Annotated in this window: 21 protein-coding genes; 9 read left to right on the plus strand and 12 right to left on the minus strand. The window is 72.9% G+C overall.

Annotated elements, in window-relative coordinates; all coding sequences use genetic code 11:
• The first annotated feature begins 192 nt into the window (after nucleotides 1–192).
• The gene (locus tag DEJ50_RS11470) at nucleotides 193–1,845 is read left to right on the plus strand and encodes a glycoside hydrolase family 3 protein (RefSeq protein WP_223838094.1); all 1,653 of its coding nucleotides are present in this window, start codon (nucleotides 193–195) and stop codon (nucleotides 1,843–1,845) included.
• Between the two features lie 10 nt (nucleotides 1,846–1,855).
• Here DEJ50_RS11470 and DEJ50_RS11475 read toward each other — a convergent pair whose 3' ends face one another.
• From DEJ50_RS11475 to DEJ50_RS35200, 4 genes are all read right to left on the minus strand, one after another.
• Nucleotides 1,856–3,295, minus strand: a complete 1,440-nt coding sequence (locus DEJ50_RS11475) for a S28 family serine protease (protein ID WP_150207574.1) — start codon at nucleotides 3,293–3,295, stop codon at nucleotides 1,856–1,858.
• Between the two features lie 89 nt (nucleotides 3,296–3,384).
• Nucleotides 3,385–3,786 (minus strand): hypothetical protein, encoded by a 402-nt coding sequence (locus DEJ50_RS11480; protein ID WP_317852531.1) that lies wholly within the window; start codon nucleotides 3,784–3,786, stop codon nucleotides 3,385–3,387.
• 79 nt (nucleotides 3,787–3,865) lie between these two features.
• Nucleotides 3,866–7,720, minus strand: a complete 3,855-nt coding sequence (locus tag DEJ50_RS11485; protein WP_150207576.1) for an ABC transporter ATP-binding protein — start codon at nucleotides 7,718–7,720, stop codon at nucleotides 3,866–3,868.
• 277 nt (nucleotides 7,721–7,997) lie between these two features.
• Nucleotides 7,998–8,129 (minus strand): hypothetical protein, encoded by a 132-nt coding sequence (locus DEJ50_RS35200; protein ID WP_263399188.1) that lies wholly within the window; start codon nucleotides 8,127–8,129, stop codon nucleotides 7,998–8,000.
• Between the two features lie 100 nt (nucleotides 8,130–8,229).
• Between DEJ50_RS35200 and DEJ50_RS11495 the strand changes: the two genes are divergently transcribed.
• Together DEJ50_RS11495 and DEJ50_RS11500 are read left to right on the plus strand one after the other, a co-directional pair.
• Complete coding sequence (locus DEJ50_RS11495) at nucleotides 8,230–8,613, plus strand: type II toxin-antitoxin system RelE/ParE family toxin (protein WP_150207580.1); 384 nt, start codon at nucleotides 8,230–8,232, stop codon at nucleotides 8,611–8,613.
• A complete protein-coding gene (locus tag DEJ50_RS11500) occupies nucleotides 8,613–8,957 on the plus strand; it encodes a helix-turn-helix domain-containing protein (RefSeq protein WP_150207582.1) in 345 nt (114 codons plus the stop codon). Before DEJ50_RS11495 ends, DEJ50_RS11500 begins: the two co-directional genes overlap by 1 nt.
• A gap of 6 nt (nucleotides 8,958–8,963) precedes the next feature.
• On the opposite strand, the gene DEJ50_RS11505 is transcribed toward DEJ50_RS11500, so the two are convergent.
• On the minus strand, nucleotides 8,964–10,658 hold the full coding sequence (locus DEJ50_RS11505; RefSeq protein WP_150207583.1) for a thiamine pyrophosphate-binding protein: 1,695 nt from the start codon (nucleotides 10,656–10,658) through the stop codon (nucleotides 8,964–8,966).
• Nucleotides 10,659–10,664: 6 nt separating this feature from the next.
• Complete coding sequence (gene speB, locus DEJ50_RS11510; RefSeq protein ID WP_150207585.1) at nucleotides 10,665–11,639, minus strand: agmatinase; 975 nt, start codon at nucleotides 11,637–11,639, stop codon at nucleotides 10,665–10,667.
• A gap of 116 nt (nucleotides 11,640–11,755) precedes the next feature.
• Here speB and DEJ50_RS11515 point away from each other — a divergent pair, with 116 nt between their 5' ends.
• Nucleotides 11,756–13,216 carry a PucR family transcriptional regulator gene (locus DEJ50_RS11515; protein ID WP_223837708.1) on the plus strand — a complete coding sequence of 487 codons (1,461 nt, stop codon included), beginning with the start codon at nucleotides 11,756–11,758 and terminating at the stop codon, nucleotides 13,214–13,216.
• Nucleotide 13,217: 1 nt separating this feature from the next.
• On the opposite strand, the gene DEJ50_RS33890 is transcribed toward DEJ50_RS11515, so the two are convergent.
• Both DEJ50_RS33890 and DEJ50_RS11530 read right to left on the minus strand, forming a co-directional pair.
• Nucleotides 13,218–13,652, minus strand: a complete 435-nt coding sequence (locus tag DEJ50_RS33890) for a hypothetical protein (protein ID WP_190344428.1) — start codon at nucleotides 13,650–13,652, stop codon at nucleotides 13,218–13,220.
• A gap of 98 nt (nucleotides 13,653–13,750) precedes the next feature.
• Complete coding sequence (locus DEJ50_RS11530) at nucleotides 13,751–14,035, minus strand: hypothetical protein (RefSeq protein ID WP_150207593.1); 285 nt, start codon at nucleotides 14,033–14,035, stop codon at nucleotides 13,751–13,753.
• 113 nt (nucleotides 14,036–14,148) lie between these two features.
• On the opposite strand from DEJ50_RS11530, the gene DEJ50_RS11535 reads away from it, so the two are divergent.
• Both DEJ50_RS11535 and DEJ50_RS11540 read left to right on the plus strand, forming a co-directional pair.
• Nucleotides 14,149–14,943 carry a helix-turn-helix domain-containing protein gene (locus tag DEJ50_RS11535; protein WP_150207595.1) on the plus strand — a complete coding sequence of 265 codons (795 nt, stop codon included), beginning with the start codon at nucleotides 14,149–14,151 and terminating at the stop codon, nucleotides 14,941–14,943.
• Nucleotides 14,936–15,136 carry a DUF397 domain-containing protein gene (locus DEJ50_RS11540; RefSeq protein ID WP_150207597.1) on the plus strand — a complete coding sequence of 67 codons (201 nt, stop codon included), beginning with the start codon at nucleotides 14,936–14,938 and terminating at the stop codon, nucleotides 15,134–15,136. Before DEJ50_RS11535 ends, DEJ50_RS11540 begins: the two co-directional genes overlap by 8 nt.
• Here DEJ50_RS11540 and DEJ50_RS11545 read toward each other — a convergent pair.
• Entirely contained in the window at nucleotides 15,123–16,901 is a 1,779-nt protein-coding gene (locus DEJ50_RS11545; RefSeq protein WP_150207599.1) for a caspase domain-containing protein, read from the minus strand. The genes DEJ50_RS11540 and DEJ50_RS11545 overlap by 14 nt on opposite strands.
• Before the next feature lie 271 nt (nucleotides 16,902–17,172).
• Here DEJ50_RS11545 and DEJ50_RS11550 point away from each other — a divergent pair, with 271 nt between their 5' ends.
• The 3 genes from DEJ50_RS11550 (at nucleotide 17,173) to tesB (ending at nucleotide 20,368) form a co-directional block, all read left to right on the plus strand.
• Nucleotides 17,173–18,222 carry an FUSC family protein gene (locus DEJ50_RS11550; protein ID WP_190344430.1) on the plus strand — a complete coding sequence of 350 codons (1,050 nt, stop codon included), beginning with the start codon at nucleotides 17,173–17,175 and terminating at the stop codon, nucleotides 18,220–18,222.
• Nucleotides 18,223–18,331: 109 nt separating this feature from the next.
• On the plus strand, nucleotides 18,332–19,489 hold the full coding sequence (locus tag DEJ50_RS11555; RefSeq protein ID WP_150207603.1) for an acyl-CoA dehydrogenase family protein: 1,158 nt from the start codon (nucleotides 18,332–18,334) through the stop codon (nucleotides 19,487–19,489).
• Nucleotides 19,490–19,495: 6 nt separating this feature from the next.
• Nucleotides 19,496–20,368, plus strand: a complete 873-nt coding sequence (gene tesB / locus DEJ50_RS11560) for an acyl-CoA thioesterase II (protein ID WP_150207605.1) — start codon at nucleotides 19,496–19,498, stop codon at nucleotides 20,366–20,368.
• A 57-nt stretch (nucleotides 20,369–20,425) separates the two neighbouring features.
• Here the strand turns inward: tesB and DEJ50_RS11565 are convergent, their stop codons facing one another.
• The 3 genes from DEJ50_RS11565 to DEJ50_RS11575 form a co-directional block, all read right to left on the minus strand.
• A complete protein-coding gene (locus DEJ50_RS11565; RefSeq protein WP_150207607.1) occupies nucleotides 20,426–21,241 on the minus strand; it encodes a DUF4253 domain-containing protein in 816 nt (271 codons plus the stop codon).
• A 53-nt stretch (nucleotides 21,242–21,294) separates the two neighbouring features.
• Nucleotides 21,295–22,086 (minus strand): phosphatase, encoded by a 792-nt coding sequence (locus DEJ50_RS11570; RefSeq protein ID WP_150207609.1) that lies wholly within the window; start codon nucleotides 22,084–22,086, stop codon nucleotides 21,295–21,297.
• A gap of 502 nt (nucleotides 22,087–22,588) precedes the next feature.
• On the minus strand, nucleotides 22,589–23,176 hold the full coding sequence (locus DEJ50_RS11575; RefSeq protein ID WP_150207610.1) for a TetR/AcrR family transcriptional regulator: 588 nt from the start codon (nucleotides 23,174–23,176) through the stop codon (nucleotides 22,589–22,591).
• Nucleotides 23,177–23,183 lie beyond the last annotated feature (7 nt).

Below are 23,183 nucleotides of genomic sequence, written 5' to 3' on the forward strand. Positions count from 1 at the left end.
CCACGGCGGTAGCGTGCCCGGGTGCCGAATCTTGCGCCGAAACGTGCGTCGCGTCGCAGTCTGCTCGCCGCTGCCGCCGCCCTGGCTGCCGGGGCGGCAGCGGCCGTCCCCCGCCGCGCGGCCGGGGAACCGCCCCCGGACGACGGCCGGAACGCGGGCCCCGCGCACCGCCCGCAGCAGTTGCTGGCCCGGATGAGCCTGGCCGAGAAGGTCGGCCAGCTGTTCGTCAGCCGGGCGTACGGGCATTCGGCGACCGACCCGGAGCCGGCCGACGCCGAGGCCAATCTGACGCACTTCGGGGTCCGCACCGCCGCCGAGCTCGTCGCCCGGTACCACCTCGGCGGGGTCATCTACTTCGCCTGGGCCCACAACACCCGCACCCCGCCGCAGATCGCCGGCCTCTCCAACGGCCTGCAGCGCGCCGCACTGGCCGGCCCCGCCCGCATCCCGCTGCTGATCTCGACCGACCAGGAGCACGGGATCATCGCCCGGATCGGCAAGCCGGCCACCCTGCTGCCCGGCGCGATGGCCCTCGGTGCCGGGGGTTCCACGGCCGCCGCCCGCCGCGCCGCCCGGATCGCCGGCACCGAACTGGCGGCCCTCGGCATCCGCCAGGACTACGCCCCGGTGGCCGATGTCAATGTCAACCCGGCCAACCCGGTCATCGGCGTACGGTCCTTCGGCTCGGACCCGCGCGCGGTCGCGGAGCTGGCCGCCGCCCAGGTGCGCGGCTACCAGGGGGCCGGCATCGCGGCCACCGCCAAGCACTTCCCGGGGCACGGGGACACCGCCACCGACAGCCATGTCGGCCTGCCGGTGATGCACCACACCCGGGCGCAGTGGGAGGAGCTGGACGAGCCGCCGTTCCGGGCGGCGGTACGGGCGGGCGTGGACGTGATCATGACCGCGCATATCGTCGTACCGGCCCTGGATCCTTCCGGGGACCCGGCCACCCTCTCCCGGCCCATCCTGACCGGCATCCTCCGCGAACGCCTCGGTTTCCGCGGGGTGGTGGTCACGGACGCCCTCGACATGGCCGGCGTACGCCAGAAGTACGGTGACGACCGGGTCCCGGTGCTGGCCCTGAAGGCCGGCTGCGACCAGCTGCTCAACCCGCCGGACCTTCCCCTCGCCTACCGCAGCGTGCTGGCCGCGGTCGAGTCGGGCGAGCTGACCGAGCGGCGGATCGATGAATCGGTCCTCCGGATTCTGGAACTCAAGGCCCGGCGGGGCCTGTTCACCGATCCGTACACCTCGCCCGAGCGGGTGACGGCCACCGTCGGCACCGCGGAGCACCTGGCAGCCGCCGACGAGATCGCCGCCGGTACGACCACACTGCTGGCCAATCCGCGGGCGCTGCTGCCGCTCGACCCGGGCACCCGGCCCCGGCTGCTGGTCACCGGCGCCGACCCGGCCTCCCCCAGCGGGACCACCGGCCCGCCGACGGCCGTCCTGGCCCGCGAGCTGACCGCCCTGGGGTTCACCGCCACGGCGGTCCCGGCGGACCGGGCGCGGGCCGCGGCCCCCGGCCACGACGCCCTGCTGGTCTGCACCCTCAATGTGCCGGAGGGCGAGAGTCCGCAGCGCACGCTGGTGACGGAGCTGATCGCGACCGGCGTTCCGGTGGTGGGGGTGGCGATCCGGAACCCGTACGACGTGGCCCGGCTGCCGGAGTGCGCGGCGAGCGTGGCCACGTACTCCTGGACCGATGTGGAACTGCGGGCCGCCGCCCGGGTCCTGGCCGGGGCGGTACGCCCGGCCGGCCGGCTCCCGGTCCCGGTGCCCGGCCGCTACGCACTGGGCCACGGTCTCGGCTATGGAGACCGCGGCCCAGATCCTGCCTAGCGGGAGCGGATTACGGGCGCAGCTGCGCCTCGCGCTCCAGCTCGTCGCTCCGGTCGAGCTGCGCGTCCGCCTTGGCCAGCGGCTGCGCCTTGCGGGCGTCGGCCTGGACCGCGGCGGGGGCGACCCCGGCCCACTCCAGGATCTTCGCGGTGGCGAGGGCCTTCTCACCCTCCATGAGCTTGGAGACGTTGGCCCCGTGGTTGGCACCGGGGGCGGTCATCACATAGCTGTCCTTCGCGCCGTAGCCGAGCCGGAACGGTTCGGCACCCCACGGGTCGTTCTGCCCGTAGACGAAGAGCATCCGGTGGGCGTTGTTCTGCACCCAGGTGTCCACATCGCGCATCGCGCCCGGCTGGAAGGTCATCGGGATGTCGCGGGGCACGAAGTTCCGCGGCGGCTGGTAGCCGTAACGGCTCAGGTTGCCCAGGTGGGGCTGCTTGATGTCGGGCGAGCCGAGCTGGGTGCCGGCCTGGAAGTAGTACGGGGTGTAGGTGTTCAGGCCCTGGTCGGAGTAGGCGGAGAAGCCGGAGATGGCATCGATGCTGTCCCAGATCTCCTGATCGGTGGCGGTGGCCGCGACCGGGATGGAGCCGCAGTCGGAGACCAGGCTGTACTGCCAGAAGGCCCACACGTAGTCGAGGACCACGGCCTCGTAGGCCTTGTCGAGGTTCCCGACGGTGGTGAAGGTCCAGCCGTTCTCGGCCGCGGCGGCGGCGTACTTGGCCTCCAGCGGCTCACGGCGCACCAGGGCCTCGCGCTGGACGTTGTTCAGCTTGTCGCGGCACTCCTTGGTGCCGACCTTCCGGAAGAACCGGTCGTACGCCGAGTCCTCGTTGTTGACCACGTCGTTGGGTGCGACGTACGCGACGACCCCGTCCATGTCGCGCGGGTAGAAGCGCTCGTAGTACGTGGCGGTCATACCGCCCTTGCTGCCGCCGGTGGAGAGCCACTTCTTCGAGTAGATCTTCTTCAGGGCGCCGAAGATGCGGTGCTGGTCGCTGGCGGCCTGCCAGATGTCCAGCTTGCCCCAGTCGGCCGGTTCGGCGGGCCGGGACGGCGTGAAGAAGCGGTACTCCATCGACACCTGGTTGCCGTCGACGATGGTCGTCGGCTCACTGCGGCGGGGGCTGGTGCTGACGTTGTAGCCGGAGGTGAAGAAGACCGTCGGGCGGTTGGTGTCCTTGTGCAGCAGGGTGATCCGCTGCTTGAAGGTGCCCTGCGAGGGCTTCCGGTGGTCGACCGGCTGCTCGTAGTTCAGTACGAAGAAGCGGTAGCCGGGGTACGGCTTCTCCTCGATCAGGCTCATCCCCGGTATCGCGAGGATCTGGTCCTTGATGTCCGGGCCGTCCGCGGGCCCGGCGGCGGTGGCCGCCGAGGCCGTGAAGCCGGCCGCGCCCGCGGTGCCGATCAGCATCACGAGCGACAACAGCCATCTGAGCGCCTTGCGCATTCACCCTCCCCTTGAGTTCACTGCGGTCGCCGTGAACCTACGGGGTCAACGGGCCGGTGAACAGACCCGGTTGGCCCCTGGGGGCGGGTTCAGCAGAGAATCCAGCCAGAGGAGACCGAGCCGGACCCGACCTCGCCGCGAACGTACACGCAGCGGCTCAGCGCATACACGGACACCGGGCCGGCGAACCGGGTGAACCGGCCGCCGTCCTTGACCGGGACCCCGCCGCGGGGCTGAACGGAGACCGACATGTACTGGCGGACCCCGCTGCGGTGGGGGACGGTGACGGCGCACGCGTGGGTGCGGGTCTTGTAGACCCGCACCTCGCCGGTCGAGAACGGCAGCGTTTTGACGAGCCGTCCGGCGCAGCCGCCGGTGGCGGCCTGCGCGGGGGGCGCGGTGAACAGCCCGACGGCGGCCAGGCCCACGCCCGCCGCGCACACTCCCAGGGCCCTGGTCAGCCGGCCCGTCCTGCCCCACCCTTGGAACACGCTTACCCCCGTCGGTCGGTCGTACGTACAACCCAAGTGCGTACTCACGTACGACGCGCGGCCCGGCGGGATGGTTGCATCAGGCCGCGGCGTGCTCGTCCTCACCGACGAAAGTGCGCCACAGACCGGCGTACTGCCCGCCGAGGGCCAGGAGTTCGGCGTGCGTGCCGTCCTCGACCACCCGGCCGCGGTCCATCACCACGACCCGGTCGGCGCGGGCGGCCGTGGTGAGCCGGTGGGCCACCACCAGGGTGGTCCGCTTGCCGGCCAGCCGGTCGGTGGCCTGGTTGACCAGGGCCTCGGTGGCCAGGTCCAGGGCCGCGGTGGCCTCGTCGAGCAGCAGCACGTCCGGGTCCACGAGTTCGGCCCGGGCCAGGGCGATCAGCTGGCGCTGGCCGGCCGAAAGGTTCCTGCCCCGCTCGGTGACGGTGTGGAGGTAGCCGCCGTCCAGGGTGGCGATCATGTCGTGGGCCCCGACCGCACGGGCGGCGGCCTCCACCTCGGCATCGCTCGCATCGGGCCGGCCGTACGCGATGGCGTCCCGGACGGTCCCCGGGAAGAGGTACGACTCCTGGGGGACCACACCCAGCCGGTGCCGGTACGCCGTCAGATCGAGCTCGCGCAGGTCGGTGCCGTCGGCGGTGACCCGGCCCGAGGTCGGGTCGTAGAACCGGGCGACCAGCTTGACCAGCGTGGACTTGCCGGCTCCGGTCTCCCCGACGAAGGCGACGGTCTGCCCGGCGGGAATCCGCAGGTCGATGCCGCCCAGCGCCTCGCCCTTCTCCCCGCGCTCGTCGGCGGTCCCGTACCGGAACCGGACGTCCTCGAAGGCGATCTCCCCGCGGAGCTCGGTGAGCTCGCGGGGCGCAGCGGGCAGCGGGGTGCTGGTGGGCTCCTGCAGCAGGCCCTGGATACGGCCCAGCGAGACGCTGGCCTGCTGGTATCCGTCGAAGACCTGGGAGAGCTGCTGGACCGGGGCGAAGAACAGGTCGATGTAGAGGAGGTAGGCGACCAGCGCGCCGGTGGTCAGGGTGCCCGCCTCGACCCGGCCCGCGCCGACGATCAGCACGGCCGCGGCGGCCACCGAGGACAGCAGCTGGACGAAGGGGAAGTAGACCGATATCAGCCACTGGCCGCGGACCCGGGCCTGCCGGTAGGAGTCGCTGCGCTCGGCGAACCGGGCGGCGCCGGACCGCTCGCGCCCGAAGGCCTGGACGATCCGCAGCCCGGAGACGGACTCCTGGAGGTCGGCGTTGACCACGCTGACCCGGTCGCGGGCCAGTTCGTAGGCCTTGACCGATTTCCGGCGGAACACGATCGTGCCGACGACGAGCAGGGGCAGGGTGGCGAAGACGATCAGGGCGAGCTCGACGTCGAGGACGAGCAGGGCGACCAGGATGCCGAAGAAGGTGAAGACCGAGACCACGGCGGTGACCAGCCCGGTCTGGAGGAAGGTCGACAGGGCGTCCACATCGGTGGTCATCCGGGTCATGATCTTGCCGGTGAGTTCGCGCTCGTAGTAGTCGAGGCCGAGGCGCTGGAGCTGGGCGAAGATCTTGACGCGGAGGGCGTAGAGGACGCGCTCGCCGGTCCGGCCGGTCATCCGGGTCTCGGCGAACTGGGCCGCCCACTGGGAGAGGACCACGATCAGCGCGAGGGCGGACGCGGCCCAGACCGCGCCGAGGGCTGCCTTCTCCACACCGTCGTCGATGCCGTTCCGGATCAGGATGGGCAGCAGCAGGCCGGCGCCGGCATCGACGGCGACCAGGCCGAGGCTGACGGCGAGCGGGGCCCAGAAGCCGCGCAGCAGCCGGCGCAGGCCGTAGCTCTGCTCCGGGGCGACCGCCCGCTGTTCGTCGACCTCGGGGGTGTCGTCGGCCGGCGGCAGCGCGGCGACCTGGGCGAGCAGCTCGGGGGTGGCCGGCATGCCGGAGACCGCCCCGGCCATGGTGTGACCAGGTCCGGGCGCGATGCCGGCGGAGGGGGCGCTGTCCTGGCCGTCCCCTCTGCTCACGGGGTCCGGCTCCTGGCGCCGCCACAGTTCGGGGGTGACCCCGTCCACCAGCCGGCGCTTGGCGCTGACCGGCTCGGAGTCGATCTCCGCCTCGATCTCCAGATCGCGTTCGAGGAGCTCGCGCTCCAGACCGGCGAGGACGGCCGCCTCGGTCTCGGGGGTGCGCGGGGAGCCGGCGGCGAGCGCATCGGGGTCGGTGAGCAGCCGGCGGAACAGCGCGGAGTCCCGTTCGAGCTCCTCGTACGTACCGAGGGCGGCGAGCCGGCCCCGGTCCAGTACGGCGATCCGGTCGGCGAGGGCCAGGGTGGAGCGGCGGTGGGCGATGAGGAGGGTGGTGCGGCCCGCCATGACCGAGCGCAGGGCCTCGTGGATCTCGTGTTCGATACGGGCGTCGACGGCGGAGGTGGCGTCGTCCAGGAGCAGCAGCCGGGGGTCGGTCAGGATGGCGCGGGCCAGTGCGATCCGCTGGCGCTGGCCGCCGGACAGGGTGAGTCCGTGCTCGCCGACGGTGGTGTCGTAGCCGGCCGGCAGGGCTTCGATGAACCCCTCGGCCTGGGCGGCGCGGGCGGCGGCGCGGATCTGCTCCTCGGTGGCCTCCGGGTGCCCGTAGGCGATGTTGGCGCGGACGGAGTCGGAGAACAGGAAGGAGTCCTCGGGGACCAGCCCGATGGCGGCCCGCAGGGAGGCGTGGGTGAGCTCGCGGACGTCGTGGCCGCCGACCCGGACGGTGCCGTGGGTGGCGTCGTAGAACCGGGGCAGCAGCAGGGAGACGGTGGACTTGCCGCTGCCGGAGGCACCGACGACGGCGACGGTCTCGCCGGGTGCGATGCGCAGGGAGAAGCCGTCGAGCACGGGCCGGTCGGGGTCGTACCCGAAGGAGACCTCGTCGAATTCGACGGTGGCGGGAGCGTCGGCGGGGAGTTCGAGGGTGCCGTCCTGGAGGGTCGGCTCGGTGTCGATGAGCTCCAGGACGCGTTCGACGCCGGCCCGGGCCTGCTGGCCGACGGTGAGGACCATGGCGAGCATCCGGACCGGGCCGACGAGCTGGGCGAGGTAGGTGGAGAAGGCGACGAAGGTGCCGAGGGTGACCTGGCCGCGGGCGGCCATCCAGCCGCCGAGGGCCAGCATGGCGACCTGGGCGAGGGCGGGTACGGCCTGGAGGGCGGGGGTGTAGCGGGAGTTGAGCCGGATGGTCCGCAGCCGGCCGGCGAACAGCCGGCGGCCGGCCTCGCGGAGCTTGCCGGTCTCCTGCTCCTCCTGGCCGAAGCCCTTGACCACGCGGACGCCGGTGACGGCGCCGTCCACCACGGTGGCGACCTGGGCGGCCTGGCCCTGGGCGTACCAGGTGGCGGGGAAGAGCTTCTTGCGGCTGCGCTTGGCGATGAACCAGAGGGCGGGGGCCATCAGGAGGGCGATGAGGGTCAGCAGCGGCGAGAGCCACAGCATGATCCCGAGGGAGATCCCGAAGAGCAGGAAGTTGCCGATGGTCATCGGCAGCATGAAGAGCAGACCCTGGATCAGCTGGAGGTCACTGGTGGCCCGGCCGACGACCTGTCCGGTGGACAGCTCGTCCTGGCGCCGCCCGTCGAGCTTGGTGAGGGTGCCGTACATCTCGGTGCGGAGGTCGTGCTGCACGTCGAGGGCGAGCCGGCCGCCGTAGTAGCGGCGGATGTACGTCAGCACGTACACGGCTATCGCGGCGGCTATGAGCATGCCGGCCCAGGGGCCCATGGGCTTGGTGTGGTCCCCGATGACATCGTCGATGATCACCTTGGTGACCAGGGGCACCAGGGCCATGACGGCCATTCCGGCGAGCGAGGAGCCGAGCGCGAGCAGCACGTTCGCCTTGTACCGCCAGGCATAGGCGGCCAGCCGCCTCCCCCAGCCCTGCCCTGTCCCGGCTGTGTCTGCCGCCGTCACGTGATGCCTCCCCGTCTCCCCGTCCGTCCGGTCCTGCCGGAATCGCCAACACGGGCGGGGCCGGTTTTCATCCCGCCGCAACAATCGAACGCGCTGACGGAGCGGGAGGCGAGCGGGGCTCGTGCGTTCGGGGGGTGCGGGGGGTCAGGCGGCGGCTCACGCGGCGCCGGGCGGCGCCACCGCGCCGACACTGCGGTGCTCGCCCGCGCGGCGGCGCCGTCCGGCGCCGGGGGCCGGCGGCACAGCTGCCGAGCGGGCCGAGTACAGGTGACCGCGCTCACCGCCGATAGTTCGCCTTGTCGAGGAGCACATCGAAATCGCCGCGCTCGCCCATGGCGGCGAGCTCCTCAAGCGCCCGCAACGCAGCCTCGGTCTCGGTCTCGGCCAGCGCGTCGTCGTCGGGTTCCACAGGGAGAGGATGTCGCCACCCGCAACCTGCCGTCACCCCTTCGGGGGCTTTCCGCCCATTCGGCCCAGCCATACACTGGAGTAGCTATACGTTCCGCTGCATGGACGAGCCATTCGACATCGAGATCGAGCCGGAGGTCCGGCTGTGGCTGATGAACCTTTCGGACGCGGACTACCTGGTGGCCGAGCATGTGGTCGGGCTACTGCTGGACAGTCCCACCACTCTGGGAGAGCCGTATGCGCGACATCTGGGGAACGGGGTCCGCGAACTGCGGTTCGATCTGGGGCACGACCGCGAGGCCGTACGCATCTCGTACTGGCTTGCCCCGGGACGACGGATCGTCCTTCTGACGGTCTTCCGTAAAACGAAGCAGCGCGAGGAGGCCCAGGTGGCACGCGCGAAACTGGCCAAGGAACACTGCAAGGCCGAGCACGGTCACGCAACTGACGTCTACATCCGTGACACGAAGGACGGAGCGCTGTAATGGTCAGCCACGCTCAGTGGAAGCTCACCCGTGACAGGAAGATCGCCGAGGGGCTTACCGAAAGCCCCGAGGTGACCAGGCGCCGCGAGGAGATCCGGCTCGCGTTCGAACTTGGGCAGGCCGTTTACGACCGGCGGGCCGAGCTCGGGATTTCGCAGACCGAGCTGGCCCGGCGGGCCGGGATGACCCAGCCGCAGGTTTCGAAGCTGGAGCTCGGCGGGACCGTGCCGACCGTGCCGTTGCTCGCCCGGCTCGCCCGGGCCATGGAGTCCGAGCTGAACCTCACGCTGGTCGGCGAAACCTCACGGGTGGCGTTCACCGCCGTTGCGGACGAGGCGGCCTGAGCCTGCTCACAGGTGGGTCGGGGCGAACATGCGGAGGGTGGTCGGGAGGACCAGGACCGAGGGGCCCGGGGTGGCGAGGGAGCGTTTCAGGTCGTCCGCCAGGGATTCCGGGGTGGTGGTCGCCGCCGGGATACCGAAGGAGGCCGCCAGGGCGACGAAGTCCGGGCGGGTGAGCTCGGTCGCGGTGGGCCGGCCGTACGCGTCGGTCATGTACTCGCGCAGGATGCCGTAGCCGCCGTCGTCCACGATCAGCCAGGTCACGTCCAGCTCGTGCTGCTTCGCGGTGGCCAGTTCGGCGAGGGAGTACATCGCGCCGCCGTCCCCGGAGACCGCCAGTACCGGGGTCCCCGGTTCGGCCACGCAGGCGCCCAGCGCCGCCGGGAAGGCGTAGCCCAGCCCGCCCGCGCCCTGCGCCGAGTGCATGGTGTTGGGGTGCCGCGCGTCGAAGGCCGACCAGGCCCAGTACGACAGGATCGTCATGTCCCAGAAGGACGGGGAGCGGGGCGGCAGCGCCGACCGGATCGAGGTCAGGAGCTGCTGCTCCAGGCCCTGCTCCTGGCCGAGGCCCTGGGAGGCCAGCCGGGCCGCGATCTCGGCGAGGACCAGCCGGACCCGCTCCGGCGCGTACGGGTCCTCGCGCTCCCCGGCCGTCTCCAGCAGCGCCTGCAGGGCGAGCCGCGCATCGGCGTGGATGCCCAGCGCGGGATGGTTGGACTCCAGCTTGCCGAGGTCCGCCTCGATCTGGATCACCCGGCCGCCGGGGAAGAAGGTGTGGTAGTTCGAGGACAGTTCGCCCAGGCCCGAGCCGACCACCAGCAGGACGTCCGCGTCCTCCAGGAAGTCCGTCATATGGCGGTCCTCCAGCCAGGACTGGAGAGACAGCGGGTGGGTCCACGGGAAGGCGCCCTTGCCGCCGAAGGTGGTCACCACCGGGGCGCTGAGACGCTCCGCGAGCTGTTTCAGCTTGCCCGCCGCGTCGGAGCGGATGACCCCGCCGCCCGCGATGATCACCGGCCGGGCCGCCGTCTCCAGCCAGTGCGCGGCCAGCGCGGTCAGCTCGGGCCGCGGGGCGAGCTCGTGCGGGGTCGCGTCCCCGACCGTGACCTGTGGGAGCACCGTCTCCGCGCGGAGCACGTCCTCGGGGATCTCCACCCAGACCGGACCGTGCGGGGCGGTGAGCGCGGACTCCCAGGCCTCGGCGATCACCGACGGGATCTGGGACTGGGTCCGGGCGATGTGGACCGATTTCACCACCTCGCGGAAGGAGGCCGACTGGTCCCGCAGCTCGTGCAGATGGCCGCGCCGGCCGCCGCCCAGGCCCGCCACCGGCACCTGGGAGGAGATGGCCAGTACGGGCGCGGAGGCGGCAGCCGCCTCCGCCAGGGCCGGCAGGGCGGTCAGTGCGCCCGGCCCGGTGGACAGCAGCAGCGGGGTCGCCTCGCCGGTCAGCCGCCCGTATGCATCGGCCGCGAAGGCGGCGTTGTTCTCCACCCGCAGGGTGATCAGGCGCAGGTCGGAGCGGCCGACGGCGTCGAAGAGGGCGAGCGCATGCTGCCCGGGGATGCCGAACGCGGTGGTCGTGCCCAGGCCGCGCAGCGTTTCCACGACCAGGTCTCCGCCGGTCCGGCCGGGCGGCGGCGCGAGCGCTGCCGCCCGCTGGGCCTCGGTGGGACGGAGTACCAGGTCGTGGTCGTGCGTCACGTGCGCTTACTCGCCCTTCGGGTTCGCCTTCGCCGCCGCGATCTGCCGCGACATGATCGTCGTCAGCTCGTACGCGGTGTGGGAGGCCGCGACCGAGGTGATCTCGGCGTGATCGTACGCCGGGGCGACCTCGACCACGTCCGCGGAGACCAGGTTGCAGGAGGAAAGACCGCGGATGATCTCCAGCAGCTCGCGGGAGGTCATGCCGCCCGCCTCCGGCGTGCCGGTGCCGGGCGCGTGGGCCGGGTCGAGCACGTCGATGTCGATGGAGATGTACAGCGGACGGTCGCCGATGCGCTGGCGCAGCTGGTCGGCGACCTCGTCGGCGCCACGGCGGTAGACGTCCGCGGAGGTCACGATGCCGAAGCCCATCTTGGCGTCGTCGTCGAGGTCCTGCTTGCCGTACAGCGGGCCGCGGGTGCCGACGTGGGACAGCGCCTCGGTGTCGAGGATGCCCTCCTCCACGGCGCGGCGGAACGGGGTGCCGTGGGTGTACTCGGCGCCGAAGTAGGTGTCCCAGGTGTCCAGGTGCGCGTCGAAGTGCAGCAGGGCCACCGGGCCGTGCTTCTTCGCGACCGAGCGGAGCAGGGGCAGCGCGATGGTGTGGTCGCCGCCGAGGGTCATCAGGCGGGAGCCGGCGTTCAGCAGGTCGTCGGCGGCGGCCTCGACCGTCTCGACCGCCTCGTTGATGTTGAAGGGGTTCACGGCGATGTCGCCGGCGTCCGCGACCTGCGCGAGGGCGAAGGGGGAGGCGTCCTGGGCCGGGTTGTACGGGCGCAGCAGACGGGAGGCCTCGCGGATGGCGTTGCCGCCGAAGCGGGCGCCGGGGCGGTAGGAGACGCCGGAGTCGAAGGGCACGCCGACGACGGCGACGTCGGCGGAGCCGACCTCGTCCAGTCGGGGCAGCCGGGCGAAGGTGGCCGGCCCGGCGTACCGCGGGATGCGGGAGGAATCGACGGGGCCGCGCGGCTGCGTGCTCATGGGGTGCCTTCCTGACGGTGCTGCGGTGGTGCGGTGCTTCGAGCGTAAGCGGCGCGCAGCCGGGCGCGAAGTGTAGGTTTTATCCATGGCGCAGCCCTGATATGTGCGGAGCATCCATGCAGACCTCTCCCGGCTCTCACGGAGCGGCAGCCCCGGCCGCACCGCCGACGCCCGCCGTGGGGCTGGCCGCGCTGCTCGGCGAGCGGGAGCTGGGGCTGCGGCTGGTCGCCGGGCCGCCGGAGGCCGCGGTGCACGGCGTACACGCCTCCGAGATGGCCGACCCGACCCCGTACCTGCTGGGCGGCGAACTGCTACTGACGGCGGGCGCCTGGACCGGGGACCCGGCCGCGTACGTGGCCCGGCTCGCCGGGTCCGGGGTCGCAGCCCTCGGCTTCGGCGTGACCCCGGTGCACGAGCGGGTCCCGGAGGCGCTGCTCACCGCCTGCGCGAAGGCCGCGCTGCCCCTGGTGGAGGTGGAGCCGGGTACTCCGTTCACGGCGGTCGCCCGCACGGTGTGGCGGCTGATGGCGGAGTCCCGTACCCGCGAACTGCGCCGGGTGACCACCGCCCAGCAGTCCCTGGCCGCCGCCGCGTCCCGCCCGGACCCGGTCCCGGCGGTACTGACCCGGCTGGCGGCGGCCCTGGACGGCCACGTCGAACTCCTGCCGGGCGGGGCCCGCCCGGTGGGCTCGTCGGAGCGGATGCCGCCGCCGGAGGTCCGTACGGCCCTGGCGGCGCTCGCCGCACGGGTGGGCGGCGCGGGCCCGGCGACGGCCACGGACACCACGGCGGGCTGGCACCTCTCCGCGTACGCGCTCACCCGCCGCCCGGAAGGACCGGAACCGCCCACCGCCGCCGTACTGGGGGTGGCGGTGCCCGGGGCGCGCGGGGCCGGGGACCACACCATCGCGTCCGTCGCCGCCGTACTGCTCAGCCTGCTCACCGCCGAGCGGCCCGCCACGCCCGGACCGGAGGCCGCCGCCCTGACGCGGGTGCTGCTCGGCGACCCGGGGGCGGGAGCCGGCGCGCTGCCCGGGCCGGGCCCCTGGACCGTTGTCCACGCCACCGGTACGGGCGACCCGGCGGCGCTCGCCGCGGCCCTCGGGACCGGGCTCGCGGCGCCGGGCGCGCCCGGAACCCCCGGCGCGCCCGGCCCCGTACGCCTGATCACCGCCCGGGACCCGGCCCCGCAGCCGGGCTGGCGGCTCGGGGTCAGCGCGCCCGCCGGCGCCGACGGGCTGGTCTCGGCGGACGCCCAGGCCGCCGGCGCGCTGCGCAGGGCCGAGGCGGCCCGGGCCCCGCTGGTCCGCCACCAGGAAGGGGGTCTGGCCTCCCTGGTCCCGCCCGCGGAGGCCGCGGCCCACGCCCGCGCCCTGCTGGCCCCGCTCAGCCCGGCGCAGGCCGACACGCTGCGGGCCTGGCTGGCCCATCACGGCAGCTGGGACCGGACCGCGACCGCCCTCGGAATCCACCGCAACACCGTCCGCCAGCGCGTGGCACGCTGCGCCGTCCTGCTGGGCCGGGACCTGGACGACCCGGACGTCCGGATGGAGCTGTGGTTCGCCCTGCGTCAGTAGCTCAGAACGTCCGCTCGGTACGCCAGGTGGCCTGGCTGGAGGGGTTGTTCAGATCGAAGGTGGTGCCGGAGAGCCGCCGGTCGGGGCCGCGGACGCCGGTGTACCGGCCGACGGGGCCGTGGTTCCATTCCACGATGAAGTAGATGTCGTTGCCGTTCACGTTGCCTTCCCGCAGGGTCCCCACCGTGTTGCCGGAGGAGACGGAGCCGAAGAGGTTCCCGTTGGCGTCCTGACGGAAGTTCACGCGCACGGTCGCGTTGGACTGGTAGACGTACCACTCCCCGCTCGCGTTGAACGCGGGCGCGAGGACCGCGTGCGCTGCGTTCGGAGCGGCGGCGCCGTTCGCCGGGGCGGCGAGGCCGCCGCCGGCGAGGGTGAGGAGCAGGGCGGCGGCGGTCGTGGTGAGGAACCTGCGGGTGCGGCTTGTACGGAACATGGGCCCTCCAGGGGCGTCCAGGACGATCGACCCCGTTGCACGATGCACGGGTGTCTCGCGCCGGGCCTACCCACGCGAAGCGTGCCGGAGCCGTTGATTCACCCGAATGGCCCGTTCACGCGGTCGGCCCGGCTCACCGCGATCCGGTGCACGTCGCGCAGCGCCTCGGCCATCCGTCCGGCCAGGAAGTGGAGTTGGTCGCGGGTGATGCGCTGGTCGGTGAGCATGTCCTCGGCGTGCTCGATGAGGCTCGCGGCCATGCCGAGCTGTACGAGCTCGATCTTGTCGGCGTACCGGGAGAGGAACCCGGCCCCGTCCCCGACGAGATAGCAGGGCTTCCCGTCCGTCCCGACCCAGGGCAACAGCCTGCCGATTCCGTCCATGCTCCGGCTCCACTTCTCCGTGTGTAGCGATCCGCTCACACAGTGAGACGGGCCGGAGTAGGCTCGCCAGGGGGCAGGGCGTGACCACACTTCCGTCACAGGGGAGTTGACGCATGGGCAGCATCTACGGCGACTGGCTGAGGACCCAGCGGAAGGCGGCGGGCCTGACGCAGCAGGACCTGGCGGACGCGGCGATCATGACGCGGACGCACATCGCCCACATCGAGGGCGGACGCAGAGTCCCGTCTCAGGAGGACGCCAGGCGCCTGGACCAGGCCCTGAACACGGGAAACGTGCTGAGCAGTTTCCTTCCGCAGGACGACGACACGGTCGCGAACTACTTCGAGCCCGCCCGCCAGCTGGAGCAGCAGGCCATCGAGATCCACGAGTTCGCGCTGTCGTACGTACCCGGCATCCTCCAGACGGAGAGCTACGCACGTGCGGTGATCGGTGGGGGGTATCCCCCAAAGAGTGACGAGGAGCGTGACCGGCACGTCGTCACGCGGCTTGAGCGGTCCAAAATCCTTGACGATCCAGTGACGCCCGTCGTGTGGGCGCTGCTGGATGAGGCGGTGCTGCGGCGCCCGTTCGGCGGACCTGAGGTCATGGCCAGTCAGATCGGGCACATCCTGGCGCTGACCGAGAACGGGCGGATCCGAACGCATGTGATGCCGCTCGGCCTCGGCGGGTACCCGCTTCTTGACGGCATGCTGTCGCTCATGTGGTTCGAGGACCAGCCGCCTGCCGCGTACAGCGAGGGGGTGTCCATCGGCAGGGTGCACGATTCTCCGCACCTGGTCCGGCAGTTGCAGGCCAGATACGCTCTGGCCCTGGGCGATGCGCTCCCGCAGAGGGAGTCCTTGGCCCTCATGAGGACGATCGCGAAGGAATACGAGCAGCATGAATGAGCACACCGTCATGGACGCCGCATCGCTGACCGGCTGGCGCAAGTCCTCCTACAGCAACAGTGAATCCGGCAGCTGCGTCGAGGTCCGGGACGGCCACACCGCCGCCGTGCCCGTCCGGGACTCCAAGAACCCGCACGGGCCCGCCCTCCTCATCCCCGCCGCCGCGTGGACGGCCTTCGTCAAGGCCCTGTGACGCCGTCACCCAGCAGCCGCTTGCTCTCCCGTTCCACCGCGACCCGCCCGTATTTGTTGACCAGGGCGAGGTAGAACAGCCCCGGCGCGGTCGGCGACCACAGGCCCGCCCGCTCGGGGTCGAAGATGAAGCGGATCACCGGCTCGATCTCGAAGTCCACGAGCTCGTGCCGGTCGTGCTCCCACTTGTCGGAGACCCCGCGCGAGCGCCGTTCCACGAACTCGCGCGAGGTCACCCGGCGCAGCCGGGCCAGGAACAGCGCGCCCCACTGGTGGGTGCTCTTGTCGATGGTCAGCGCCAGCATGCTCAGCCGGTACTCGTCCGTGCTCAGCGCCAGCTCCTCGCTGAGCCCGCGACGCGCCACGTTGAAGATGTTGGGCGCCTGGCGGGCGGAGTTGTCGACCACCCGGGACAGCGCCTCGTTGGCCGAGGAGTTCCACGTCCCCGGGTGCGATCCCACCATCTGGCTGCGCCGCGACACGATCAGCTTCTCGTCGCGCGTGATCACCGCGACGTTCGTACCGAACGACGAACTCATGAACGGCTCGACGTCGAGCGGGTCCTCGTACGGGTCGATGTACCGGCTCTTGGGCGTGCTGCCGTCCCGGAACTGCCGGTCGAGCTGCTGGGTGGCAAGGAAGGTGTAGTAGTCGGAGTTCTGGAACTGAATGTAGATCTCCGGGGATTCGGTCTCGGCGACCCGCCCGATCGTGATCCGTTCGACGGCGTAGTTGAGGCCGTTCCAGAAGTACGGCTTGCCCGCCGCCTTCAGGCCGTCCTGTTCCGCCGCGATCTCGTCGCGCCACTCGGCGAGCTCCTCCGGCAGCTCCACGCCCTCGTCCACGGCCCTGACGTGCAGCGAGGTCTCGGGGATGGTGCTCTCCCCGTCCCCTTCCACGATGAGCAGATCGGTCCGCATCGGGCCCCAGGTGAACGGTTCCCAGGAGGCGCTCGCCCCGGGCGCCGGCACCGCTGCGGCGGTACCGGCCGGCGTGGTGGGCACCGGGGCGGGAGCGACCGCGCCGGCCCGGTTGCGTACGAGGGCCAGCTGGCCGCCCAGCGCGTGGTTGTGCCGGTCGGGCAGGGGGAAGCCCTTGGCGACCAGGTCGCGGCTGACCCGGTGGAAGATCGTGTCCATGTCGAGCACCCCGGCGGCGCCCTCGACTCCCGTCTCCAGGGTGCGGATGAGTTCCCCGGTGAACGCGGTGTAGTCGGCGTCCGCCGGTGCCTTCGCGAGGGGCCGGCTCGGGCTGGTGGCGGCCCACACCACCGTCCCCTGCACGTCGGTGTTGACCGATCCCATCACGCTCGCCGTGGCCTCGCTGGCGGCGCGCCCGCTGTAGCAGCAGTCGAGGATGATGATCCGCTGGGCGGCCTGGGCCTGGCCCATCAGGACGGCACGGCGCACCCACTCGTAGTGGACGGCGTTGTACCGCTCGGAGCCGGGGCGGTGCCGGGTGCCGGTGAGGCCGAGGTAGAGGCCGTCCTCGTCGGCGAAGCCGTGGCCGGCGTAGTAGAAGATCAGCGTGTCGGTGGCCCGGTCGGCGGCCGATTCCAGGGCGGCCATCGCCTCGTCGGCGTTGCCCGGGTCGCGTACCACCTGGCAGTGCTCGGGCGGCAGGCCGAGGTGGTCGGGGCTGAGCAGGATGCGGTGCAGCGCCCGGAGGTTCCCGTCCACCGATTCCAGGGCCGGGTGGTGGTCGTACCGGGAGAGGCCGACCAGTACCGCGCGCGAGCGCTCGACGTCGGGAAGCCTGGAGCTCACCGGCGGGCCTCCCCCGCGTCGGCTCCTTCGCCGGCTTCATCCGTCGGCTCCAGCAGGGCGCGGACCTGGTCGGCGTCGGCCCGGCCGGTGGTTTCGCCACTTCCGGCAACCCGGCCGCCGGGCGGCGGCCCCGGGCGGGCGGCTCGGGGCGCGCCCCGGCCCGTGCCGAGGCCCAGGGCGCCCCGCCGGGGCCGGAGCCGGGCGGCACGCCGCGCACCCGGCCGGGCCGCGGGGCCGGGCCGCAGGCGGGGTCGCCCCTACGATGCCCGGTATGCCTGGCACATCCGGTAAGCCCGGTACGTCCGAAGCCCTGCCCACCCCATGGAGCCGCGCCCTCCGGGAGCGCATCGCGCCGGCCGGGCGGCTGGTCGTGTGCGCCGCCGTCCCCTGGTACCTGTGCCTGTGGTTCGGGACGAGCACCGCGCCCGTGCCCGCCGCCCTGCCCGCCGTACTGATCCTCCGGGCGGACCTGTTCGCCGCACCCCGGCTGGCCCTGGAGCGTCTGGTGGGGGTGGTGGTGGGCGTGCTGCTGAGCGTGACCGTGCTGCACTGGCTGCCGGTGTCCTCGGCCTCGTTCATGCTCGTCCTGCTGTGCGGCACCGCCGGGATGTACCTGTTGCGCCACGACGGCTCCCCCAACCAGCAGGTGCTGATCACCGCGCTGATGATCTACACCACCCCGGTGGCCGGCTACCCCCTGGCCCGCCTGGTGGAGAGCGCGGTCGGCATCGCCGTCGTGGCCCTCCTCGGCCCGCTGCTGTGGCCGCCCGACCCGTACCGGGAGGCGGCGGCCGGCCTGGAGGCGTACCGGGCGGACCTCGGCGCCCGGCTGGAGCGGATCTCCGGGCGGCTCCGCACGCCCCGGGCCCCCGGCGAGCCGTACGCCGCCGAGTCCTTCGCCCTGTGGCACCGCCCGTACGAACTGTCCGCCGCCCTGGACCGCAGGGCGCGCCGGCTCCGCCTGCCCACCGCACCGCCGGACGGCCTGCGCGACCGGCTGCGGCTGGCCGGGCGTACGGCGCTCAGCCTCCAGTACTTCACCCGGGAACTGGAGGCCAGAGATCCAGGACCCGAGGACCGGGCGGTACGCGAGCTCGCTCCGGTACTGGAGGCCACCGCCCGGGCCCTGGACACGGCCCTGCGCGGCGACGGCCACTCGGCCGGGCCGCCGGCCGGGCTGGAGGCCGAGCTGCGCCGCGCCACCGAGCTGGAGGCCGCGCACCGGGCCGCCCACCCCGGCAGCGGGGACGCCCTGCTGCGTTCCGGGCTCCGCCTCACCCAGCAGGCCCTCGCCGGGCAGCCCCCCGCGCCCGGCCCCTGAGGCGCCCGCGGCTCCCGGCTCTGGACACGCCCGACAACCCGCCGGTAACTTATGTATGAGCAAGCGCTTAGACATAAGCGGCGGACCGCCGCGAGGAAGGGAGCCGGCCGTGCGCCGTACGGTATTCAACGAGGACCACGAGGCGTTCCGCGAGACGATCCGCGCCTTCATCGAGGCCGAGGTCGTCCCCGTCTACGACGAGTGGTTCGCGGCCGGCCAGGCGCCGCGCGACTTCTACTACAAGCTCGGCGAGCTGGGCGTCTTCGGCATCAACGTGCCCGAGGAGTTCGGCGGGGCGGGCCTGGACACCCACAAGTTCGAGGCCGTCCTCTACGAGGAGACCTCGCGCGCGGGCGTCAACTTCGGCGGCTCCGGCGTGCACGTGCTGCTCGCCCTCCCCTACATCAAGATGCTCGCCGACGACGAGCAGAAGAAGCGCTACCTCCCCAAGTTCGTCTCCGGCGAGGAGATGTGGGCCCTGGCCATGACCGAGCCGGGCACCGGCTCGGACGTCGCGGGCATGAAGACCACCGCCAAGCTCTCCGAGGACGGCACGCACTACGTCCTCAACGGCGCCAAGACCTTCATCACCGGCGGTGTGCACGCCGACCGGGTGATCGTCTGCGCCCGTACCTCCGCCCCGTCGGCCGAGGACCGCCGCTTCGGCATCTCCCTCTTCGCCGTGGACACCAAGTCCGAGGGCTACTCCATCGGCCGCAAGCTGGACAAGCTGGGCCTGCGCACCTCCGACACCGCCGAGCTGGCGTTCGTCGACGTGAAGGTGCCGGCCGAGGACCTGCTCGGCGAGGAGAACAAGGGCTTCTACTACCTCGGCGCCAACCTGCCCTCCGAGCGCTGGGGCATCGCCTTCGGCGCGTACGCGCAGGCCAAGGCCGCCGTCCGGTTCGCCCAGCAGTACGTGACGGAGCGCACCGTCTTCGGCAAGCCGGTCGCGCACTTCCAGAACACCAAGTTCGAGCTGGCCTCCTGCCAGGCCGAGGTGGACGCCGCCGAGGCCGTCGCCGACCGCGCCCTGGAGGCCCTGGACGCCGGTGAGCTGACCGCCGCCGAGGCCGCCTCCGCGAAGCTGTTCTGCACCGAGGTCGCGCACCGGGTCATCGACAAGTGCCTCCAGCTGCACGGCGGCTACGGCTACATGAACGAGTACCCGATCGCCCGCCTCTACGCCGACAACCGCGTGAACCGCATCTACGGCGGCACCAGCGAGGTCATGAAGTCGATCATCGCCAAGTCGATGGGCCTGTAAGCAGCCTTGAACGCAGCACTGGGCGAACTCCTCGATCTGCTCGACCTGGAGCAGATCGAGGAGAACATCTTCCGCGGCACCAGCCGGTCCGCCGTGGTGCCGCGGGTCTTCGGCGGCCAGGTCGCCGCGCAGGCGCTGGTCGCGGCCGGCCGCACAGTGCCCGGGGACCGGCTCGCGCACTCCCTGCACTCGTACTTCCTGCGGGCCGGGGACCCCGGTGCGCCGATCGTGTACATGGTGGACCGGATCCGCGACGGGCGGTCCTTCACCACCCGCCGGGTGGTCGCGGTCCAGCACGGCAAGCCGGTGTTCCACCTCTCCGCGTCCTTCCAGACGTACGAGGAGGGCCTGGACCACCAGGCCGCGATGCCGGCCGCGCCGGACCCGGAGTCACTGCCCACGGCCGCCGAGGCGCTGCCCGCCTACCGGGAGACCTTCCGGGATCCGGGCACCGTGGAGCGGCTGCTGGAGGCGCGGGGCGCGGTGGACCTGCGGTACGCCACCACCCCGCCGTGGGGTTCGGTCGGCGAACCGATCGAACCCCACACCCAGGTCTGGTTCCGCACGGCGGGCAAGCTCGCCGACGATCCGCTGCTGCACGTCTGCCTGGCCACCTACGTCTCGGACATGACCCTGCTCGACTCGGTGCTGCTGGCCCACGGGCGGGGCGGCTGGGCGGTCGGCGACGTGGTCGGGGCCTCGCTGGATCACGCCATGTGGTTCCACCGGCCGTTCCGGGCCGACGAATGGCTGCTGTACGACCAGGAGTCCCCTTCCGCGCACGGCGGGCGGGGGCTGGGCCAGGCCCGCATCTACACCCAGGACGGGCGGCTGGCGATCACGGTCATCCAGGAGGGCGTGGTCCGCGTCCCGCGCTGACCCCCGCCGGCCTGCCGGGCGACCCCCACCGCCCGGCAGGCCCCGCCGCCCTCCTGTTCAGTCCCACCAGAAGGTCCACTGCCGGGAGCCCGGCAGCTCCTGGGCGTACTCCCGGAGGGAACCGGCGCCCTGCCAGATGTTGTCGGGAGCGAAGGCGAAGTGCTCGGCGGCCACCGCGAGGGACTCGGCGGAGGTGCGGGGCGGGGCCGCCACCGACAGGTCGAGCAGGTCGAAGCCGAGCGCGACCACGCGCGCGCCGTACCGCTCCTCCCAGGAACGCAGCACCGCGCCGAGCCGTGCCGTGTCGTTCTCGTGGTTCGTGGGGCCGGTCCAGCCGATGGCGGCCGGTATGTCGGCGCTCCGGGTGGCCGGGACGAGCCCGAGCCGGGGGTTGCGCAGCCGCCCGCTCGCGAGGAGCGCTTCCGCCGTCCCGGCCGCCTCGGCCTCCGGGTCGGCACCGGCCGCGCCCGGCGCCGCCAGGCCCGCCCAGCTGCGGCCGAACGGGGCGATCAGCTCCGCACCCTCCCCCTCCGGGTCCTCGTCCTCCGCCTCGTCCGGGACGACGGCCTCCCAGTACTCGCGCAGCACCACCTCGACATGGTGGTCCTCGGGGTCGGACATCCGGCCGGGCAGCAGCCGGTCCGTCCACCACTCCGCCGGCCCGTGCGTGTCGTGGAGCAGTACGGGCAGCAGCCCGGCGGACTCCGCCGCCGGGCGGAGCTGCGCCCAGCTGCCGGGCTCCGCCGTCTCGTCGGCCAGCCACAGCAGCGGCGCGCCGCCCTGCGCGATCACCGACCCGGCCGGCAGGCCGAGTCCGTCGGGCAGGGCGGACAGGGCGGACAGGGCGGACAGGGGATGCGAAGGCGTCGTCATGGCACCGAAGTTACCGACCGCCACTGACATCGCCGGGCGTCCGCCCGGCACGGTCAGGCGGCGGGCTCGCCGAGCCCCGCGGCGCCCAGCAGGTAGGCGACCAGGAGGTCGTAGTAGCGGGGGTCGCGGACGTGGTCGTCCAGCGGGACGGCGACCTGGAGGGTGCCTTCCGCTTCGCCGAGGAACAGCGCCGGGTCGTTGCAGTCGGCGTAGCCGACCGCGTCGAGGCCGCGCTGGGCCGCGCAGCCCGCCCAGCCGTGGTCGGCGACGACCAGGTCCGGCTGGGGCCGGCCGGCCGCGGCCAGGCCGTCGAGGATCGCCGCCATCGGTTCCGGCGAGTGGGTGTGCCACAGGGTCGCGCCGCGCTCCAGGACGGCCACGTCGGCGAACTGCCACACCGAGCCCTCGTCCGCCATCAGGCCGGCGGGGATGACCACGATCTCGCAGCCGGCCTCCCGCAGGGCGGCGGCGGTGGCCCGGTGGACGTCCAGCAGGCCGCCCGGGTGGCCGGTGGCCAGCAGGACGCTCTGCTGGTCCAGCGCCGCCTTCCGCAGCCGGGCCGCCATCCGGTCCAGCCCGTCCACGGTCAGCTCGGGGTCGATGGTGTCCTGCCCGAACCGGTGGGCCGGGTCGTCGACCACACCGACGCGCTCGGCCATCACGGCGAGCACGTCCTGCTCGTCGGTCCAGCGGTCGCCCAGCTCCAGACCCAGCCAGTAGTGGCGGTCGCCGTTGGCGAGCTTGCGGTAGTGGGAGAGGTTGTTCTCCCGGGGAGTCGCCACGTGGCCCGCGATACGGGTCCGGACGAGGTGGTCGATGAGTTCCGCGCGGCTGGGTATCGGCATGCGCCCCATTCTGCCGCCGCCCACCCCTCCCCGTCCGCCCCGTCCCGCCAACCGGGACGGGCCGGGCACCTGGGACCGCCTGCTTCCCCGCCCGGCGGAACGACCGTCCAGCCCGGCCAGCCGGACGACAGCAAGGCCGCAGGGGCCCGGCTCGCCCGGGTCACCCCGGGGACCGGCCGGAGGCCGGGGACGGCCGCAACGGCCCGGCCCCGCCGGGCGGGACGACTGGTCAGCCCGGAACGCTCGGCCGAGCCGGACGGGGAGGGGTGGCCGGATCGGCCGGGGCGCCCACGGGGGACGGCCGGAGGCCGCGGACGGGCGAACGGCTCGGACGGCTCGGACGGCTCGGACGGCTCGGACGGCTCGGACGGCTCGGACGGCTCGGACGGCGGGGAACGGGAAGGGCCGCGGCCCGGTCTCGGCCCTGCGGCCGGGACGGCGGCAGCCGGGGCCGCGTCAGGGCCACGTGGGCCGGGCCTGGCCCGGAGTCGCCGGGCGGGCCCTAGTGAGGAGCCGCGCTCAGTGCGGCGAACGCGCCGTTGGCCAGGCGGCGGAGGAGGGATTCGGTGGCCTCGCGGCCCAGTGAGCCCAGGTGCGGGGTCGAGTTCAGGAGGCCGAAGACCGCGTGGACCGCCACCCGCGCCTCCGCCTCCGGCGCATCCGGGTGGAGTTCCCGTACGACGTCCACCCACAGCTCCACGTACTGCCGCTGGAGCTGCCGGACCAGCTTGCGGTCCGCATCGCGCAGCCGGTCCAGCTCCCGGTCGTGGACGGTGATCAGCGCGCGGTCGTCCAGGGCGAAGTCGATGTGCCCGTCCACCAGGGAGGCCAGGACCTCCTCCGGGCGCCCGGCCGCCTCGGCGACCCGGTGCCGGCCGCCCGTGAGCAGCCGCTCGCTGATGCCCACCAGCAGCTCGGCCAGCATCGCGTCCTTGCCCGCGAAGTGCCGGTAGAGGCCGGGGCCGCTGATGCCCACGGCCGCGCCTATCTCGTCGACCCCGACGCCGTGGAATCCGCGCTCGGCGAAGAGACGAGCGGCCTCGTTGAGGATCTGCTCGCGACGGGTGGGGACGGCCGCTGATGTGGTCATGGGAACC

Origin of the sequence: Streptomyces venezuelae (genome assembly GCF_008642295.1) — a bacterium.
In the GTDB taxonomy this organism is placed as follows: Bacteria; Actinomycetota; Actinomycetes; order Streptomycetales; family Streptomycetaceae; genus Streptomyces; species Streptomyces venezuelae_C.

Excerpts from the sequence above, each read along its gene's own strand:
- DEJ50_RS11470 (WP_223838094.1), top strand. The coding sequence starts at position 193 with ATGAGCCTGGCCGAGAAGGTCGGCCAGCTGTTCGTCAGCCGGGCGTAC.
- DEJ50_RS11475 (WP_150207574.1), bottom strand. The coding sequence starts at position 3,295 with ATGCGCAAGGCGCTCAGATGGCTGTTGTCGCTCGTGATGCTGATCGGC.
- DEJ50_RS11495 (WP_150207580.1), top strand. The coding sequence starts at position 8,230 with ATGGACGAGCCATTCGACATCGAGATCGAGCCGGAGGTCCGGCTGTGG.
- DEJ50_RS11500 (WP_150207582.1), top strand. The coding sequence starts at position 8,613 with ATGGTCAGCCACGCTCAGTGGAAGCTCACCCGTGACAGGAAGATCGCC.
- speB (WP_150207585.1), bottom strand. The coding sequence starts at position 11,639 with ATGAGCACGCAGCCGCGCGGCCCCGTCGATTCCTCCCGCATCCCGCGG.
- DEJ50_RS11515 (WP_223837708.1), top strand. The coding sequence starts at position 11,756 with ATGCAGACCTCTCCCGGCTCTCACGGAGCGGCAGCCCCGGCCGCACCG.
- DEJ50_RS33890 (WP_190344428.1), bottom strand. The coding sequence starts at position 13,652 with ATGTTCCGTACAAGCCGCACCCGCAGGTTCCTCACCACGACCGCCGCC.
- DEJ50_RS11530 (WP_150207593.1), bottom strand. The coding sequence starts at position 14,035 with ATGGACGGAATCGGCAGGCTGTTGCCCTGGGTCGGGACGGACGGGAAG.
- DEJ50_RS11535 (WP_150207595.1), top strand. The coding sequence starts at position 14,149 with ATGGGCAGCATCTACGGCGACTGGCTGAGGACCCAGCGGAAGGCGGCG.
- DEJ50_RS11540 (WP_150207597.1), top strand. The coding sequence starts at position 14,936 with ATGAATGAGCACACCGTCATGGACGCCGCATCGCTGACCGGCTGGCGC.
- DEJ50_RS11550 (WP_190344430.1), top strand. The coding sequence starts at position 17,173 with ATGCCTGGCACATCCGGTAAGCCCGGTACGTCCGAAGCCCTGCCCACC.
- DEJ50_RS11565 (WP_150207607.1), bottom strand. The coding sequence starts at position 21,241 with ATGACGACGCCTTCGCATCCCCTGTCCGCCCTGTCCGCCCTGTCCGCC.
- DEJ50_RS11570 (WP_150207609.1), bottom strand. The coding sequence starts at position 22,086 with ATGCCGATACCCAGCCGCGCGGAACTCATCGACCACCTCGTCCGGACC.
- DEJ50_RS11575 (WP_150207610.1), bottom strand. The coding sequence starts at position 23,176 with ATGACCACATCAGCGGCCGTCCCCACCCGTCGCGAGCAGATCCTCAAC.